This window comes from Xanthomonas sp. A1809 (genome assembly GCF_017746015.1).
Taxonomy (GTDB): domain Bacteria; phylum Pseudomonadota; class Gammaproteobacteria; order Xanthomonadales; family Xanthomonadaceae; genus Xanthomonas; species Xanthomonas euvesicatoria.
On record NZ_JAGHWZ010000018.1, the window covers coordinates 39761 to 56643 of the forward strand.

A 16883-nucleotide genomic window follows, 5' to 3' on the forward strand; every position below is an offset into this window, starting at 1 on the left:
CATCACTTGCAAAGCGGAATTTTGAATTTTTTGAAGTGATTTGAACGGATGAGCCCGAGCTTGATAAAGCAGACTGATGCGCAATTGAGCTGGGCCGGCAACTTTGACTTATAACAATCGCGTTCAACGAAACTTGCTGCGTTGCAAAGCCCGACACACCCTCCAGCAGGGTGCCAATCAGTTTCGGAGTTTGCTTTAGAGAGTAAGACCATTTTGTAGTCGACAGCGGACAGTGGAGTGCGGTATTTGTATATCGCGAGCGCAACAGCATGGTTTATTGTGGGGACTGCCAGGCAGCTCGACGTTTGCAGAAAAAATCGAAAGTGATTGGCTCGACACGTAGTTCGTGGAGTTTCCGTCACCTATCGATGACCTCGGTTTGTTTCTAGTAGCGGTGCAGTGTGTGATCTTCGACACGGAACCCGATGCCATGACGCTTGCCCCGGACGACAAACCGCAGGATCGCCACTTCGACTGGTCAGGCGTGCCGATCGACTTGGGCGGCATGGAGCCCCTGGAGCAAATCGCACGATTGCTCTGCCATGCCCTGGTGGCGCCGGCTGCTGCGCTGACCATCACGGAGGGCGGGCGCCTGCGTGTGCTGGCAGCGCGTGGCATCAGCAGCAGTCATGTCAAACAGGCCATGGAGCTGTGCCAGCAGGTTCCGCCAGCGCTAAATGGCGTGACCGAGTTGATCGAGCATGCAACGCTCGCGCAAATTCAACTCGGCGATGCCGCGTTCCCCGGCTTGCCCGCGCGCTTCATCGCCTGCGTGCCCGTGGGTGCGCCGCAGACAGGAATTTCCGGAACCCTGTGCGTGATCGACACGCGCGAGCGACGGCTGGCAAGCCAGGAGCATCAGCAACTGCTGATGTTCGCCAACGTGGCTGCCGCACAGCTGGAACTGCAGTTCGGTGCGGGCCGACGCGAGCCGCACAGCGGCTTGCTCAATACGCGTCAGCTGCAATCGGATCTGGACGCCCTCGCCTTCGGCAGCCATAGCGTGCCTACCATTGCAGCGTTCATTGAGGTCTACGACACTCAGGCCGCCAACGAGGCGCGCCAGGCGCTGGGCATGCAGCCGCTGGAAGAGCTGGTTCGCCACGCCAGCTACGTGTTGACCCGCGCCTTGCGCGGCAAGGCCACCGTCTACCACGTGGCCTCGATGCGCTTTGCGTTCTTTCTGCTCAACTCCGCGCCGGACGAGATGGAAGACCTGCTGCTGGATCTGCGCGACATGCTGCACAAGCCGGTGGATGCCGCCGGCGTACCGATGTCGCTGACCTTTCATGCCGGTGTGGTGCGCTTCGCCCCGCAGCAGCCGGACACCAACGATGTGATGCGCAAGGGCCTGGTGGCGCTGGGCGATGCCATCAACAATCATGCCATCGTGTGCTGGTACAGCGCTTCGCACGACGATGCGATTCAACGCTCGTACCGCCTGGCGCTGGATGCCGAACAGGCCCTGAAAGCCGGCGATTTCCGGCTGGTGTTCCAGCCACGCATCAACCTTGAAGACTTATCGGTGACCGGCTTCGAGGCGTTGCTGCGCTGGCATCACGCCAGCCTCGGCCCGATCGGTCCCGACGAGTTCATCCCGCTCTTCGAAAAAACCGCACTGATGTGCACGGTCACCAATTGGGTGATCGAAAGCGCCTTGGTACAGCTGGCGGAATGGCGTACTCAGGGCTTGGATTTTTCCATCTCCATCAACCTGTCGTCGCGCGATTTCGGCAACATCAACCTGGCAGCGGATGTGATCAACCGCTGCAAGGACCTGGCGATTCCCACCACATGCATCGAGCTGGAAATCACCGAAGGCCGCTGGCTGCGCAGCAATGTCGAAGCGGTGCCGCGGCTGCGCGCGCTGCGCGATGCAGGCGTGAGCGTGGCCATCGACGATTTCGGCACCGGCTATAGCAACTTCGGCTATCTCACCGAGTTGCCGGTCAATGTGCTCAAGCTGGACCGGTCGCTGGTGACTGGCATCGCCACCAAAACCGGCATGCAGATGCGCGCCGAGGCGGTGGTGCGCCTGGCCAACGCGTTGGGTTATCGCACCGTGGCCGAGGGCATCGAGCACGCCGATGAGATTGCGTTGCTGCGGAGCTGGGGATGCGATGAGGCACAGGGGTATCTGCTCGCCAAACCCATGGAGGCGCATCTGGTGGCCGACTACGTCAAACAAACCGGGGCGCTGCAGCGTCTGCCGTAGAGCCGCGGCGGTGCGCGGATGCGCCGGACAGGCAATCGCACCACGCCGCGCCGTGCGGATGCATGCACGATGCCTTGCGATGCGATGCACGTCCAACCTGCTGCCTGCAATGCAGCAATGCTCCTAGCGCTCAACTGAGATCGTGCAGGTCCTTGCCCAGCGGCGCACTCAGTGCCCAATCGGAGAACCGCACCTTCAGACCTGAGCGCTCGGGCGTGCAGCACATCGGTCCGACCAGATAGGCGCTTGCCGGCGGAAACGGACACAGCCGCACCAGCGGCCAGTGACGGCCATCCGCAGAGACCTGCAGGCGCAGCACGCCATCGGCAACCGTGGCACGGATCCAGAAATCCTTGGGGTCGGCTTCGTACGGCCCAGTTGCCCAATCCGAAACCGGGTTGGTCAACACGCTGCTGAGCATGGCGCGCCCGTCGCTGAGTTCGATCCCGGCCTTGACCCAGTGCTGCTCGTCCACGCGCACCATGATGCCGGCCTGGTCGTACAAGGCTTCGTACTGCGCGCGCACACGCAGCTGCGCGGTGAAGCCTGCGCCCGCCTTGATGCCCAGAAAGTGCCCGCTGTCGCGGGTGAATCCGTAATGCGTCTTGCGCCAGAAGTCGGTCGCCTGGTCGGTCACCACATCCAACGTGTCGCCGTTGATATCGAGTGTCTTCGGCCGGTTGAGCCAGGTTCCGGCGTGCCAGCTGCTGTCCTGCGCCATGGTTTTCCTCGGATTGTTCTGTTGTGCAAACGCGCCACCACTGAGCGTCATCCCGACCATGCCAGCCAACACCCGCCTGCGTGCGCCATTGAATGCATCGTGTTGCATGGATCTGCGCTCCTGCGACTTATGAACGCGTAGTTTACGTGCTGTACGCGCAAGGCCGCATGGGTGCGGCCCCTCCTCTGTTCGCCATGCAGGCAAGGCGCCGGTTCGTGCTTCGACGATGCGCAGCCGTGCAGATGGGCCGCATACATGCGACGTCGTCGCAAAACCCAGGCCCGAATCCGCGCGGGCAATTGCGGGCGCGCGACGTAAAGCGATTTGCCGGCCAACCCTGCCGCGTGGCGCCGAAGAGCGGCCAACAAACGTAGCGAACAGTCGTCAGGTGGGCCTGGCGGCTGTGCAGTCGTTTTGTTAGCTGCTCCAGGTGCCCTGCCCTCAGTGCTGCGCCAGTGCGTAATCGATTGCCGCGCAGATTGCCGCCACCTGCGCAGCATTGCATTGGTCGGGTGTGGCGCGTGGGCTATCCGGATAGACCTCGGTGGTCGTGCGATACCGCGCATCGGTGACGCCGGCGCACAAGCCCAGTCGCCGCACCGGATAATTGATGACCCCATGCCCCACCACCGGTGCACCGATGAGCTGCCCATCCGCATCGGCAGGCGCGATATGCGTTACCTCGGCCACCGCTGCGATCACCGCTTGCTGGAAGGCGGGCTGCGGATCTTCACTGTCGCCGACCAGGTAAAACCCGTCCGGAATGCTCCCCGGCACAAACACCGCGCCGTCGCGCGCCGCCAACGCCGGGCGAAACTCGCTCTCGTCGCTATCGGTGGTTTCGTGCAGATCGATATGCACCAGCATTCGGCCGGAAATCGAGGCCACCAGCCGCATCAGCGCAGCCGACTCTTCGGCCGGGCTGTCGCGGCGAAACGCGCGATTCGGATCGACTGCATCGGCATTCCAACGCTGGATGCGTTCATAGCCCCAGGGATTGATGCACGGCGCCACCAGTAGATTGCATTTGCCTGCGTAGTCGGCAGCACGCTGTTGCAGGAATTGCAGCGCACCTTGCACGCCGCTGGTTTCGTAGCCGTGCACGCCGCCGGTGACCAACACGCACGGCAGGCTGTCGTCCCACTGCGCGCTGCGCAGTGCCAGCAACGGATACTCCCCTTGCGCATGGGTAATGGTGCCGTACTGCACGCGCTCGTACTGTTCGGCCAGTGCGGCGACCTGCTGCACGACATCCTCCGCATAGCTGCGTTGCTGCAGCTGGCGTGCGCGCCATAGGGCGCGTTCCGGCTCACCCCACGGTTGCCCGGGCGTGCCGATCGGATACGTTGGGTTTGTCGTCATTGCAGACACCGGTGCGAAGGAGCCGCCAAGGGTAAGCGCTCTGCGCACAGAAGCAAAAAGGCCCCGCGCTGCGGAGCCGATGAAACCTGCGTCGCTGATGTTTACTTCTTCGCCGTGACCCCTGGGGTGGCGTCGCGGACCAGGAACTCTTCGGTCAACTCCGGCAGATGCGCCAACAGCCAATCGGCCATGGCCTGTTCCTGGGGCAGGATCTGCTCGCACACGCGCTGCGTTTCGGTATCGCCCACCGTCTTGGCGGCACCCAGCAAGGCGGTGTAGGTCGCGATCTCCAGGTTTTCGAACACATAGCTGGCCATGGCACCCTTGACGATTTCGTCGGAGGTGGTCATGCCGCCCATTGCCTGCCCGAACGCGGCCATCTTGCCCATCGCGTCCTTGATGATCGACGGCGAACCGCCCAGGCGCTCGATACACGACTCGACCAGGCGCTGTTGCCCCAGCGTCTCTTCCAGATGCTGCTCGATGCGGGCTTTGAGCTGGGGGTAGTGCTCGATGCGTGCAGCCTGGGCCTTGAGCATCTGCTCGGCCTGCTGCTCCATCGCATGCGCATCGCGCAGCCAGTCCATCAGGTTTTCTTGGGGTTCGGCCATGGGGTTCTCCTGTGTGTTTGCGATATGTCCAGCCTGCAGCGGCGCGGATGAAAGATGTGACTGTTCCAAGTGAACGCTGCGTGCGACGTCTACGTGGCATTGACATGACGCGGAGGCACTGGCGGCTCCGCCTTCCACAGCCTGTCTGTATGTCGTCGCACGGAACTGAGGATCTGCGCGGCGATCGCTGAGGGATCTGCATGCAATGCGTGGGTCACTGACCGCGCTGACCATCTAAGGCCCCGGGGCCCTGCGAGCGATGGTGGGGACGCTTCATGCCGCCGTGGCGCAGGTGAGCCCCAAACCGGGTGGGCTGCAAATCCTGCCGATGTTGGAAACGGCATCGTGGCTGGAGTGAAATTTTTCCATGCAATCGATGTCGGACATCAATGCACGACTGCAAAAATTTCTCGCTTGCGCTTGATGCGTTGCACAGCAGGCGCTCATGAATCTTTCCAGGTGCACAGGCCATCACGCACGATGACGGCGTGCAAAAATCTGCAATCGATTGCGCATTACCGCGTGCAGCAATCGGCTTGCTTCAAACCGAAAACAGCACAGGCGCTAGCCGCATGGGCGTAGCGCCTGTGTCCAGCCTTCCGCAAGATTCGCTCCCAAACCGGCGCGCCATGGCGCGCCGATGGCTGGATTAAGCGGATTCTTCCTGCGGCTTGGCCTGCTTGGAACGCCCGCCCTTGCTGCCGATCCGCGACATGTGATCGCGATCGCGGCTCACGGCCTGGCCACCCTTGCGGCCAGCTTCGCGCGCTTCGTCGCTGGTAAATTCGTGCGCATTGCCGCTGGCATGCGCGGCTTTGCCGCCGCTACTCGCCAGCAGGCGGCGCTTCTCCGGATCCAATGCGGCAAAGCCGCGCCGGCTACGGGTCGTGTTTTGTCCGTCTTCCACTGTGCCTCCTCTCGATGCTTCGGTTACGCCTGGGTATTGGGCTAACCGCAACATTCGTGCCAACCCGGAAAGGCAGGCTCCGCGGTGCATTGCGGATGGATGCAGGAAAAAACGGCTGCGCTCGCTGCGCAAATCTTGCACACCTTCGCATCGCCGGACGATTCGGCCTACCTCTTAGGTAGATAGCGCTATCACGGGGCGCAACCCGTCTGCAGCCGCTGGACGGGTTGCGCAGGCGCCGCAGGGATCAGCCGCTATGCCTGGACCAAGCGCCCGCCCCTGATGCAGGTGTGTTGCAATCTCGCGTAGTCCGGTTGCGACGCATGGTGCGGGAACAGCCGTCTGCGTACAGCTCACTCATCGTCTGCGCGCGCCAGTCGCCTCGGTGCCGGCGTGCGCAGCGCCTCGCAAGACGTGTGCTGCCGATACCGCAGATCGCTCGGCCAATTCGCCACTGGACTGCCAGACAGCGGCGCAGCCACAGGTTGAAACAGGCAAGGCCCGCACACAGACTGCGCGTGGATCTGGGCACGCACTGATGCGCCATCAACGCCTCAGGCGTTGCTACCCGCCTTGCGAAAGACTTAGCGGTTGTGTGCAAGTGGGTACCACTGGCCGACGTTGACGCCGGGCCGGAACCATTAGCCGTGCCGTGCCGTCCACGCCCGGATGCGGCTGCCCCAGAGGCTGGGCAAGCAGTCTCCGGACGCGCACGCACCATGTCGGGCGGCAACCGTGAGTCCGAATCGCCCTGCCCCGCAGCCGCGTCAGCGGTGGTGCGCCGCCTCACCCCACGGCCTGCACCATCATCGGCCCATCGCGGTCGTCGCACGCTGCAGCAGCTTCGGACAGAGCACCGCCCACCAGCAACAAGGTCGGCAGGCCCGGTGGCAGCGCGGCGGCTGTCATCCCCAGCTCGCCCAAGGTGGTGAGGCGACGTTGCTGCTCCGGCCGTGTGGCGGCCTGCACGATGGCGGCGGGCGTGCTGGCCGGCAAATGCGCCAGCAATGCAGCGGCCAGCGCATCCGCGCGGCGCAGGCCCATGTAGATACCCAGCGTCGTGCCGCTGGCCGCCAGCGCACCCCAATTCGGTTCGCCGTGGTCGTGCGTGTGCGCAGTGACGAAGGTGATGCCATGGCAATGGCTGCGATGGGTCAGCGAGACCTCCAGTGCGGCCGCCGCAGCGAAGGCCGCACTCACGCCGTTGATCACCTGCACGCCGACGCCGGCACGCCGCAGAAAGGCGATCTCTTCGCCGGCGCGGCCGAACAGCAGCGCATCGCCCCCTTTCACGCGCACCACGCGCAGGCCCTGCAACGCGTAGCGACGCATCAGCCGGCAGATGAACTCCTGCGGTGTCGAACGGCATCCGCCCCGTTTGCCCACCCGGATCACGCGCGCCTGCGGTGCAAGTTCGACGATCTCCGGGTTGGCCAGATCGTCGAGCAGCAGCACCTGCGCCGACGCCAGGGCCTTCACCGCCTTGATGGTGAGCAATTCCAGATCGCCCGGGCCGGCAGACAACAACACCACATCACGTGCGCAGGAAGGTGTGACTGACATGGGAGTTCTCGTTGGGTGTGGAGGGACGGTGCATTCAGAGGACAGGTGCACTCACGCAAGCCGCGTTTGCCGGCACAGCCGAGTGAGTTGCGGCACGCAGGAGCCGCACACGGTGCCGCAGCCCAGGCGTTGCTTGAGCTGCGCAACATCGGCGCCGTCGTCGATGGCCGCGTGAATCGCGGCGGCCGAGACATGCATGCAGGTGCACACGATCGGGTCGCTCGGTGCGCTGTGGGTATGGGCGAAGACCGACAGCCGCGCACCCCGCCACGGTTCACCCGCCAGTGCGGTGGCAAGCAACGATCGATCGGCGTCGCCGGGTTGCGCGGCAGTGAGCAGCACGCCGTCGATATGGTGATGCCCGTCTTGCATGCGCCAGCCAACGCGGCGCATCAGCCCGCGGCGCAGGTCGCGGTACTCCAGCACATCCGCGCCGGCCGGCAGCTGCAAGGCGACGACCAGGCGATCCATCCAGCTGGCATCGGGTGCGCGTTCGCAGGCGGCATGCAACACGACCCAATCCCCGGCTGCACGGCGCTTGTTGCCGCTCGAGGGCTCGGCATGCAGGCGCAGGGAGGCATAGCCGCGGTCGCGCAACAGCGGTTGCAACGCCTGCTGCAAGGCGAGTGCATCCCCACGCCGCGCCGCCAGCAGATGCCAGCCGAACGCGGTCTTTTCCACCCGCACGGCCGTGTGTTTGAGTTCGGGCTGTTGCGAACGCGCATCCACTGCCGGCGTGCTGACTTCGTTGATGCCGCCGCTGGACAGGCTCTGCCCGCTCCAGTGCATGGGGGCAAACACCGTGCCCGAGCGCAGTTCGTCCGACAGTTCCAGCGGCAGCACCAGCGCACCGCGTTTGCTTGCGATCTGCACCAGTTCGCCGGCCACCAGCCCACGCCGCTGTGCATCGCCTGGATGCATGCGCAGCGCCGGCTCGGGACTATGCGCGAATGCCGCCGCGACCCGCCCGGTGCGCGACATGCCATGCCACTGGTCGCGCAGGCGTCCGGTGAGCAGCCGCATCGGGAACCGTGCCGAAGTGGCTTCGGCCACCTTGCGATACGGCGTGGCGTGGAAGCGTGCACGCCCGTTGGCGTGCGCGAATACGCCGTCGGTGTAACGCCGGGCCTGCCCTTGCGTGCTGCCTGCCGGAAACGGCCATTGCTGCGGGCCATGATCCAGCAGCGCGTAATCCAGGCCGCCGATATCCAGGTCGCGGCCGATCGTGAGCGCGCGATGCTCGTCGAAAATCTGCGCAGGGTGCTTGAATGCGAACAGGCCCGGCCCGCGCACTGGTGCCAGGCGCGCTTCCAGCCGGCGCGCCACCTCGTTGGCAATCCACCAATCCGCACGTGCCTGCCCGGGTGCTTCCACCGCCTTGCGCACGCGAGTGATGCGGCGTTCGGAGTTGGTCACCGTGCCGTCCTTCTCGCCCCAGCTGGCGGCCGGCAGCAACACGTCGGCATACGGCACGGTGTCGGTACCGGAAAAGGCCTCCTGCACGATCACCAATTCGGCGTTTTCCAGCGCGGCGCGAATGCCGGCAACCTCCGGCATCGAATGTACGGGGTTGGTGCACACGATCCACACCGCCTTGAGCGTGCCCGCGCGCAGCCGCTCGAACAATTGCACGGCCGGTGCGCCTGCCGTTGGCGAGATTCGCCCGGCTGGCACGCCCCACAGCCGTTCCAGTTCGGCGCGGTCGTCGGCATTTGCAATCTCGCGATGCGCCGCCAGCATGGTCGCCATGCCGCCGACCTCGCGTCCGCCCATCGCATTGGGTTGACCGGTCAACGAAAACGGCCCCGCGCCCGGCTTGCCGATCTGCCCGGTGGCCAGATGCAGGTTGATCAGGGCCAGGTTCTTGTCGGTGCCGTGCACGGATTGGTTCAAGCCCATGCAATACAGCGACAACGCTGCACGGCTGCGCCCGAACCATTCGGCCGCCTGCACCAAATCCTCGTGCGCAATGCCGCAGATCTCGGCGCTCATGCGCGGCGTGTACTCGCGCAGCATCCGCTTGAGGGCATCGAACTCCTCGGTGTGTGCCGCGACGAAACGCGCGTCTACCAGGCCCTCCCAGATCAGGTGATGCAGCATGCCGTTGAACAAGGCGACGTCGGTGCCGGGCTCGATCGCCAGGTGCAGATCGGCCATGGCCGCCGTGTCGGTACGCCGCGGATCGATCACGATCCAGCGAATGTCGGGGTTGCGCGCGCGTGCCTCTTCCAGCCGGCGAAACAGCACCGGATGCGCATAGGCCATGTTGCTGCCGGCAAACAGCACGGTGTGCGCCAGCTCCAGATCGTCGTAACAGGTGGGCGGGCCATCGGCACCCAGCGCAAGCTTGTAGCCGGTCACCGCGCTGGACATGCACAGCCGCGAATTGGTGTCGATGTTGTTGGTACCGAGCAGGCCTTTGGCCAGCTTGTTGAAGACGTAATAGTCTTCGGTCAACAGCTGCCCGGAGAGATAGAACCCCACCGCGTCCGGGCCATGCTCCTGGATGATGGCGGCCAGCTTGTGGGCCACATGGTCGAGTGCCTGCTCCCAACCCACTGCGGTACGCGGCGCCTGGCGATGACGGCGTAGCTGCGGTTGGAGCACACGCCCCTGCGTGCTGGCCACCGTCTGCGGCAGTGCCAGTCCCTTGCTGCACAGGCGCCCGAAATTGGCCGGGTGCAGCGGGTCGCCTTCGATGCCGACGATGCGTTCGCCATCGGCGTCATGCTCGCTGTGGATCAGCACACCGCAGCCCACCCCGCAATAGCAGCAGGACGAACGCGTGATGCGGTGCATCGGTAACGCGGCCTGCGGCTGCGCGGCTTCGTCGCTTGACAGATGCTGCAGGCCTTCGCTCATACGGCGGGCTCGGCGACAGCATCCGGCGCGGTCGCCGGCTGCAACACGATCCATACCGCATCGGCTTCCACCTTCACCGGATAGCGCGGCGCGCAACCCACATCCGGCGCACATGCCTGCCCGCTCTGCAGCGCGATGGCCCAACCATGCAACGGGCAGGTCACGGTGTCGCCGGCAACAATCCCTTGCGACAGCGGTCCACCCTTGTGCGGGCACCGGTCGCGTAGCGCGAATACCTGGTCGCTGGCAGTGCGGAACAACGCGATCGGTTCGATGCCCTCGATCTCCAGCACGCGTGCGCCCAGTGCGGGCAATTCCTGCAAAGCGCAGATGCGGATCCAGGCAGGCGGCTTATGCATGCTCATTGCTCCACCGTGGCAGCCGGCGCCGCAACGCGCAGCGGTTGGTATTCCTGTCGGCGCTGGCCGGCGATACGCGCCTTCCACGGGTCGACCAGACCCTCCAGCGAATACAGCAGGCGCTCGTACAGCGCACGCCGGTTGGCGGTGTCGTCCACCACTTGCGCACGGATGTAATCCAGCCCTACCCGCGCGATGTAGTGCACCGTGCGATCCAGGTAATACGCCTGCTCGCGGTAGAGCTGCAGGAACGCGCCGGTGTATTCGCGCACTTCGTCGGCGGTGGCCACCTTGACCAGGAAGCGTGCCACCTCGGTCTTGATGCCGCCATTGCCGCCGATATGGATCTCCCAGCCGGAATCCACCGCGATGATGCCCACGTCCTTGATGCCGGATTCGGCGCAATTGCGCGGGCATCCGGACACCGCCAGCTTCACCTTGTGCGGGCTCCACATGTTGGCGAGCATGGTTTCCAGATCGATCCCCATCTGCGTGCTGTTTTGGGTACCGAACCGGCAGAATTCGCTGCCGACGCAGGTTTTCACCGTGCGGATGGACTTGCCGTACGCATGGCCGGAGGGCATGCCCAGATCGCGCCACACGTCGACCAGGTCTTCCTTCTTGACCCCAAGCAGATCGATGCGTTGGCCGCCGGTCACCTTGACCATGGGCACCGCATACTTGTCGGCGACATCGGCAATCCGGCGCAGCTCGCTGGCATTGGTCACCCCGCCCTTCATCTGCGGAATCACCGAAAACGTGCCGTCTTTCTGGATATTGGCGTGCGCACGCTCGTTGATGAAACGCGACTGCGGGTCGTCGATGGCCTCATGCGGCCAGGTCGACAGCATGTAGTAGTTGATTGCCGGCCGGCAGGTGGCGCAACCGTTGGGTGTGCGCCATTCCATGAACGCATAAGCCTGTGCATGCGTGAGCAGTTTGTGCTCGCGGATGGCGCGGCGCACCTCGCCGTGGCTGAGGTCGGTGCAGCTGCATACCGCCTTGGTTTTCGGGGTTTCCTGAAAGTTGGAGCCCAGGCAATTCATCAGGATCTGCTCGACCAGGCCGGTGCACGAGCCGCACGAACTGGCCGCCTTGGTGTGCTTTTTCACCTCGTCCACGGTGAACAGGCCTTGCTCGCTGATCGCCTTGACGATCGTGCCCTTGCAGACGCCGTTGCAGCCGCACACTTCATCGCTGTCGGCCATCGCACTGGCGCGGTCCTGGCCACCGGTGCCGGCATCGCCCAGCGCGCTTTCGCCGAAGATCAGTTGATCGCGCTGCGCCTGAATCGGCGTGCCGTCCTTGAGCAACTTGAAGTACCACCCGCCGTCGCTGGTGTCGCCGTACAGGCACGCGCCCACCAGGACATCGTCGCGGATCACCAGCTTCTTGTAGACGCCACCGGCCGGGTCGGAGAGCACGATTTCTTCGCAGCCGTCGCCGCCCATGAAATCACCGGCAGAAAACAGGTCGATGCCGGTGACCTTGAGCTTGGTCGATGCCACCGAACCGCGATAAATGCCGATACCGAACTGCGCCAGGTGGTTTGCGCAGACCTTGGCTTGCTCGAACAGCGGCGCGACCAGGCCGTAGGCAATGCCGCGATGGTTTGCACACTCGCCCACCGCGTACACGCGTGGGTCGAAGCTTTGCAGGCTGTCGTTGACCACGATGCCGCGCGAGCAATGAATCCCTGCCTCTTCGGCAAGACGCGTGTTCGGGCGAATGCCGGCCGCCATGACCACCAGATCGGCGGGAATCTCGCTGCCGTCGGCGAACTTCACCCCGATCACCTCGCCCTGCGCATTGCCCAGCAGCGCACTGGTGGCGGTGCTCAGCTTGAAGTGCAGGCCACGCGCGCGCAGGGCCTGTTGCAGCAGGTTGCCGGCCACCGGGTCGAGCTGGCGCTCCAGCAACCAGCCGGCCAGATGCACCACCGTCACCTCCATGCCGCGCAGCTTGAGCCCATTGGCCGCTTCCAGCCCGAGCAACCCACCACCGATCACCACCGCGTGCTGCTTGCTACGCGCGGTATCGATCATGGTGCGCGTGTCCTGGATATCGCGATACCCAATCACCCCTTTCAGGTCGTTACCGGGAATCGGCAGCACGAACGGCACCGAGCCGGTGGCGATCAGCAGCCGGTCGTACTCGGCTTGCGTACCATCGGCCGCAATCACGCGGCGGCGCACGCGGTCGATGCGCGTGACTTCCTTGTTCAAATGCAGGTGGATGCCGTTGTCCTGATACCACTGCAACGGATTGAGCACGATGTCGTCGAATTCCTGCTCGCCGGCCAGCACCGGCGAGAGCAGGATGCGGTTGTAGTTGGGATGCGGCTCGGCGCCGAACACGGTGATGTGGTACATGCCCGGCATCAGCTTGAGCAGTTCTTCCACGGTGCGGATGCCGGCCATGCCATTGCCGATGACGACGAGTCTGGGTTGCTTCATTGCCTGGGCTCCTGTCGACATATCAGACGCGCGCCGCGCCTGCGGTTGACCATTCGCTGCGCCACTGCGCCTTCACGCCGGCCAGCAACGCCCAGCCGCCGAGCGCGAAGGCAGCGAACAACCACATGCCGATCGCGTAGCTGCCGGTGTGCTGCTTGAGCACGCCCAGCCCTGCGGCAAGCGCAAATCCACCGATGCCGCCTGCCATGCCGATCAGGCCGGTCATCACGCCGATGTCCTGGCCGAAGCGCTGCGGCACCAGTTGAAACACCGCGCCATTGCCGGCGCCCAGGCACAACAAGGTCAGCACGAACAGCGCCAGCGTGATCGTGGCGCCGCCGGCACCAAATCCGGCGATTGCCACCAGCCCGGCGACCAGCAGATACACCGCCAACAGGGCGCGCGTGCCGCCGAGGCGGTCGGCAATCACGCCGCCGAGCGGGCGCATCACCGAGCCGGCCAGTACGCACGCTGCGGTGGCCCACCCCGCGGTACGCGCATCGAAATCGAACTGGTCGTGGAAGTAACCAGGCAGTGCGCTGGCAAAGCCGGAGAAGCCACCGAAGGTGATCGCGTAGAAACACATGAAGCGCCATGCATCGCGGTTGCCCACCAGCACGCGGCCATAGTCGGACCACTGCTTGCGCGCGACCGGCGTGGGTGCTTCCTTGGCGATGGTTGCGAACACGACCAGCGTCAGCACCAACGGAATGCACGCCAGGCCGAACACGTTCTGATAGCCGAAAGCGGCCGCCAGCATCGGGGCGAACAACGCCGCCAGCACCGTGCCGGAATTGCCGGCTCCGGCAATCCCCATCGCGGTGCCCTGATGCTCGGGCGGATACCAGCGCGAAGCCAGCGGCAATGCCACCGCGAAAGATGCACCGGCAATCCCCAATAGCACGCCCAGCAACAGCACCTGCCCCATGCTGTGCACGCCCAGTTGCCATGCACCGAACAGTGCTGCGATCACCGCCAGCTGCGCGACCATGCCGGCACGCTTGGCGCCGATCCGGTCGGCGAACATGCCCAGTACCAGGCGCAACACGGCGCCGCACAGGATCGGCACTGCCACCATCAAGGCACGCTGCTGCGTATCCAGCCCCAGCGATTGCGCGATCGGCACCTGCAGCGGACCGAGCAGATACCACACCATGAAGCTCAGGTCGAAATACAGGAAAGATGCGAACAACGTGGGCGTATGCCCTGATCGCCAGAACGAGCGCTGCATAGAGACCTCTTCGAGTGCGATGGCCAAAAAAAAACGGCGCCCTCCGGTAAACCGGAAGGACGCCGTTGTCCTGGATGCATGCGGCTCGCCGTTGAGCCGCTGGCATCGTCTGCATGTTGTTGCAGGCACGCCGTTGTACCTGCACGTGCGTCCTACGCAATCAACGTGCCAACTTTCTCACCGCGGCCTCACTGCGCTGCAAGCGCTTGATAAATTAAGGGTTGGCGGCTGGTTGCCGGTCTCGCGCGAGGTAACGGGTAGCCGCTGGCGCAGCTCACCATTCCCGGCTTTCGTGCAGCAATGCACCAACAACGTGCGTTGCTGGCGGACGCGATCGATCGATATTCCTGCGACACGCCGTCCCTCCACGCATGATCGTGGCGCCAGGCCGGCCATTGCGCGTCAGGGAAGCTAGACGGCGTGACTGGGTGCAGTCGAACGCATTGGCGCGACTGCCGAGATCAAACGCCTGGCCGATGGAGCGCGCGGCGCCCTCACCGCTCGCAGACACGCTGCAAGTACGTCCGTGCAGGCTCGATGGCCGCATCCATGCCGCAAGCGGCGAGGACACCGCACCTGGGAGTTGGCCGGCGGTTTGTGGAAGAGCGAGGAAACCGCCTCGTGCGGCTTGCTGTTTGCTCTGTTTGAAACCTGGCGCACCGACCATCTCCACTGGCCCTTGCCGGCCCACCGTCGCGGGAGCTTACGCGGCATGGATGCCGTGTAGAGCCTACATGGACGTACTTGCAGCCTGTCCTGCGCTGGTGGGCCGGCAAGGGCCCCTGCAGCCAAACTGCAGACCAGCCGCTCTCCCTGCGATCCCTCTACGCTCTCCAGCCATCAGCGCAGACTCCAGCACGCCTGATCCATCGCGTTACGGCGTATCGAACAACCGATTGCTGCGATGATCGCTGTCCGGCGCGACGACACCCACACGTGCGGCGGCACGCCGATAGTTGTCGAGTCGGTGGATATCGCCGAGCCGGGCGATGTCGTCGTCTTGAACGTCATGCCATCCCCAGCGCTGGAACTGGCCCAGGAACCACTCGCCGTCCGACAGCCACGGCATATTCACCACCCCGCCGCGGTGAAAGGCCAGCGCAGTCGCATCATCGGCGGCAGCGCCGCAACCAACATGCGACTCAACCTCGGGATGCGCCCCCAGACACACCGCCAGGTGCGTCGCCGGCACCCCGATATGCTGCGGCTCGGCCAGCCACTGCGCACAGTGCGCGCGATTGGCTGGCGCCGCGTCCAGCCAACGGCAGGCCTCCAGCACGCAAGCGGTCAAGCGCTCGCTCAACTCCGGCTGCAGTGCTGCAAATTCACGGCGGCAGGCGAGCACCTTCTCCGGATGGCCAGGCCACAACTCGCCGCTGCGGATCACACGCCGCCCCGTGCCCTGCGCTTCGGCCACCGCCGCCCACGGCTCGCCGGAGCAATAGCCGTCGACCAATCCGCTGGCCAACGCCTCGGGCATTTGCGGTGGCGGAATGCTGAGCACATCCACATCGCCGATCGGGTCCACCCCGCCTGCAGCCAGCCAGTAGTACAGCCACAGCGCATGCGTTCCGGTAGGAAAGGTCTGCGCGAACACCGCACGCCGCCCCAATCCTGCCAATGCCTGTGGCAGCGTGCGGCCGGCCGCCAACGCGTGCGCGAGTGCAGGCGCCAGCGTGATCGCCTGGCCGTTGTGATTGAGCGTCATCAGCAATGCCATCGGGCATTGCGGGCCGGCGATGCCCAGGTCGATCGCATACACCAAACTGGCCAGGGTGTGGGCTGCCTCCACTTCACCGGCCAGCAAACGGTCGCGCACGCCGGCCCAGGATGCCTGTCGTTGCAACTCCAGCTGCAGACCATGTCGATGGTCCAGACCCAGGTGTTGCGCAGCGACCAGCGGCGCGCAGTCGATCAATGGCAGGTAGGCCACGCGCAGGACGGGATATTCGGCTTGACTCATAGATTCATCCCAACAACTCGGCCATGGCCACGATGCGGCGCGCCACTTCGGCCAGTTTGACGCCCTGCTTCATCGCCTGCTGGCGTAATGCGGCATAGGCATCGGCCTCGCTCAGGCCACGTTTTTCCATCAGCAAGCCCTTCGCACGGTCGATCTGCTTGCGGTCCTGCAGCGCCTGCTGGACCTCGTCCAGGCGCTTGCGCATGCTGCTTTCCTGCGCAAAACGGGCCAGCGCCACCTGCACGATCGGCGCCAACCGCGCAGGCGCCAAGCCATCCACCACGTACGCCGTCACGCCCGCGCCGACCGCTGCATGGATCAACGCATCGTCGCCATCGCCGGAGAACATCACCACCGGCCGCGGCGCATGCGCATGCAACATCGACAGCTGCTCCAAGGTATCGCGGGAAGGCGAATCCACGTCGATCACCACCACATCCGGCTGCTGGCGTTGCACGGCATGCAGCAGCGCGCTGACCGAGGCCACGTCATCGAGCACCGTGTAGCCGGCGCGCGTCAGTGCCTGGCGCAGTTCGCCGATCGGCTTTTCGGTATCGTTGACCAGCAAAACACGCATTGACAGCAGCGAGGCATGGACGTGGCCTGATGGTGCCATGCAACATGCCGCTCGTG

12 protein-coding genes and 1 pseudogene are annotated in these 16883 nt (G+C 64.7%); 2 read left to right on the forward strand and 11 right to left on the reverse strand.

Annotation, left to right across the window (positions count from 1 at the left end):
- The first annotated feature begins 403 nt into the window (after positions 1-403).
- Positions 404-2215: an EAL domain-containing protein gene (locus J7396_RS19950; protein ID WP_209261990.1), complete on the forward strand. Its 1812-nt coding sequence runs from the start codon at positions 404-406 to the stop codon at positions 2213-2215.
- Positions 2216-2345: 130 nt separating this feature from the next.
- Here J7396_RS19950 and J7396_RS19955 read toward each other — a convergent pair whose 3' ends face one another.
- The 3 genes from J7396_RS19955 to J7396_RS19965 form a co-directional block, all read right to left on the reverse strand.
- Positions 2346-3044, reverse strand: coding sequence for a DUF1349 domain-containing protein (locus J7396_RS19955; protein WP_008575406.1), 699 nt, complete (start codon positions 3042-3044; stop codon positions 2346-2348).
- 333 nt (positions 3045-3377) lie between these two features.
- Complete coding sequence (locus J7396_RS19960) at positions 3378-4298, reverse strand: M14 family metallocarboxypeptidase (protein ID WP_029819408.1); 921 nt, start codon at positions 4296-4298, stop codon at positions 3378-3380.
- Positions 4299-4399: 101 nt separating this feature from the next.
- Positions 4400-4909, reverse strand: coding sequence for a DUF892 family protein (locus tag J7396_RS19965; protein ID WP_008575404.1), 510 nt, complete (start codon positions 4907-4909; stop codon positions 4400-4402).
- Between the two features lie 367 nt (positions 4910-5276).
- Between J7396_RS19965 and J7396_RS22650 the strand changes: the two are divergent.
- A pseudogene (locus J7396_RS22650) lies at positions 5277-5477 on the forward strand (hypothetical protein).
- An 81-nt stretch (positions 5478-5558) separates the two neighbouring features.
- On the opposite strand, the gene J7396_RS19970 reads toward J7396_RS22650, so the two are convergent.
- From J7396_RS19970 to J7396_RS20005, 8 genes are all read right to left on the reverse strand, one after another.
- On the reverse strand, positions 5559-5816 hold the full coding sequence (locus J7396_RS19970) for a KGG domain-containing protein (protein ID WP_005916070.1): 258 nt from the start codon (positions 5814-5816) through the stop codon (positions 5559-5561).
- A 786-nt stretch (positions 5817-6602) separates the two neighbouring features.
- Positions 6603-7349 carry a uroporphyrinogen-III C-methyltransferase gene (cobA, locus tag J7396_RS19975; RefSeq protein WP_170922837.1) on the reverse strand — a complete coding sequence of 249 codons (747 nt, stop codon included), beginning with the start codon at positions 7347-7349 and terminating at the stop codon, positions 6603-6605.
- An 81-nt stretch (positions 7350-7430) separates the two neighbouring features.
- Positions 7431-10241: a nitrate reductase gene (locus J7396_RS19980; RefSeq protein WP_209261991.1), complete on the reverse strand. Its 2811-nt coding sequence runs from the start codon at positions 10239-10241 to the stop codon at positions 7431-7433.
- Positions 10238-10606: a nitrite reductase small subunit NirD gene (nirD, locus tag J7396_RS19985; protein WP_209261992.1), complete on the reverse strand. Its 369-nt coding sequence runs from the start codon at positions 10604-10606 to the stop codon at positions 10238-10240. Before nirD ends, J7396_RS19980 begins: the two co-directional genes overlap by 4 nt.
- Positions 10603-13020, reverse strand: a complete 2418-nt coding sequence (gene nirB, locus J7396_RS19990; RefSeq protein ID WP_244669772.1) for a nitrite reductase large subunit NirB — start codon at positions 13018-13020, stop codon at positions 10603-10605. Before nirB ends, nirD begins: the two co-directional genes overlap by 4 nt.
- Before the next feature lie 58 nt (positions 13021-13078).
- Positions 13079-14248: a nitrate/nitrite transporter gene (locus J7396_RS19995; RefSeq protein WP_029819404.1), complete on the reverse strand. Its 1170-nt coding sequence runs from the start codon at positions 14246-14248 to the stop codon at positions 13079-13081.
- A 913-nt stretch (positions 14249-15161) separates the two neighbouring features.
- Positions 15162-16250: a CmpA/NrtA family ABC transporter substrate-binding protein gene (locus tag J7396_RS20000; RefSeq protein WP_136733685.1), complete on the reverse strand. Its 1089-nt coding sequence runs from the start codon at positions 16248-16250 to the stop codon at positions 15162-15164.
- Positions 16251-16254: 4 nt separating this feature from the next.
- Entirely contained in the window at positions 16255-16827 is a 573-nt protein-coding gene (locus J7396_RS20005) for an ANTAR domain-containing protein (RefSeq protein WP_008575394.1), read from the reverse strand.
- Positions 16828-16883: the final 56 nt, after the last annotated feature.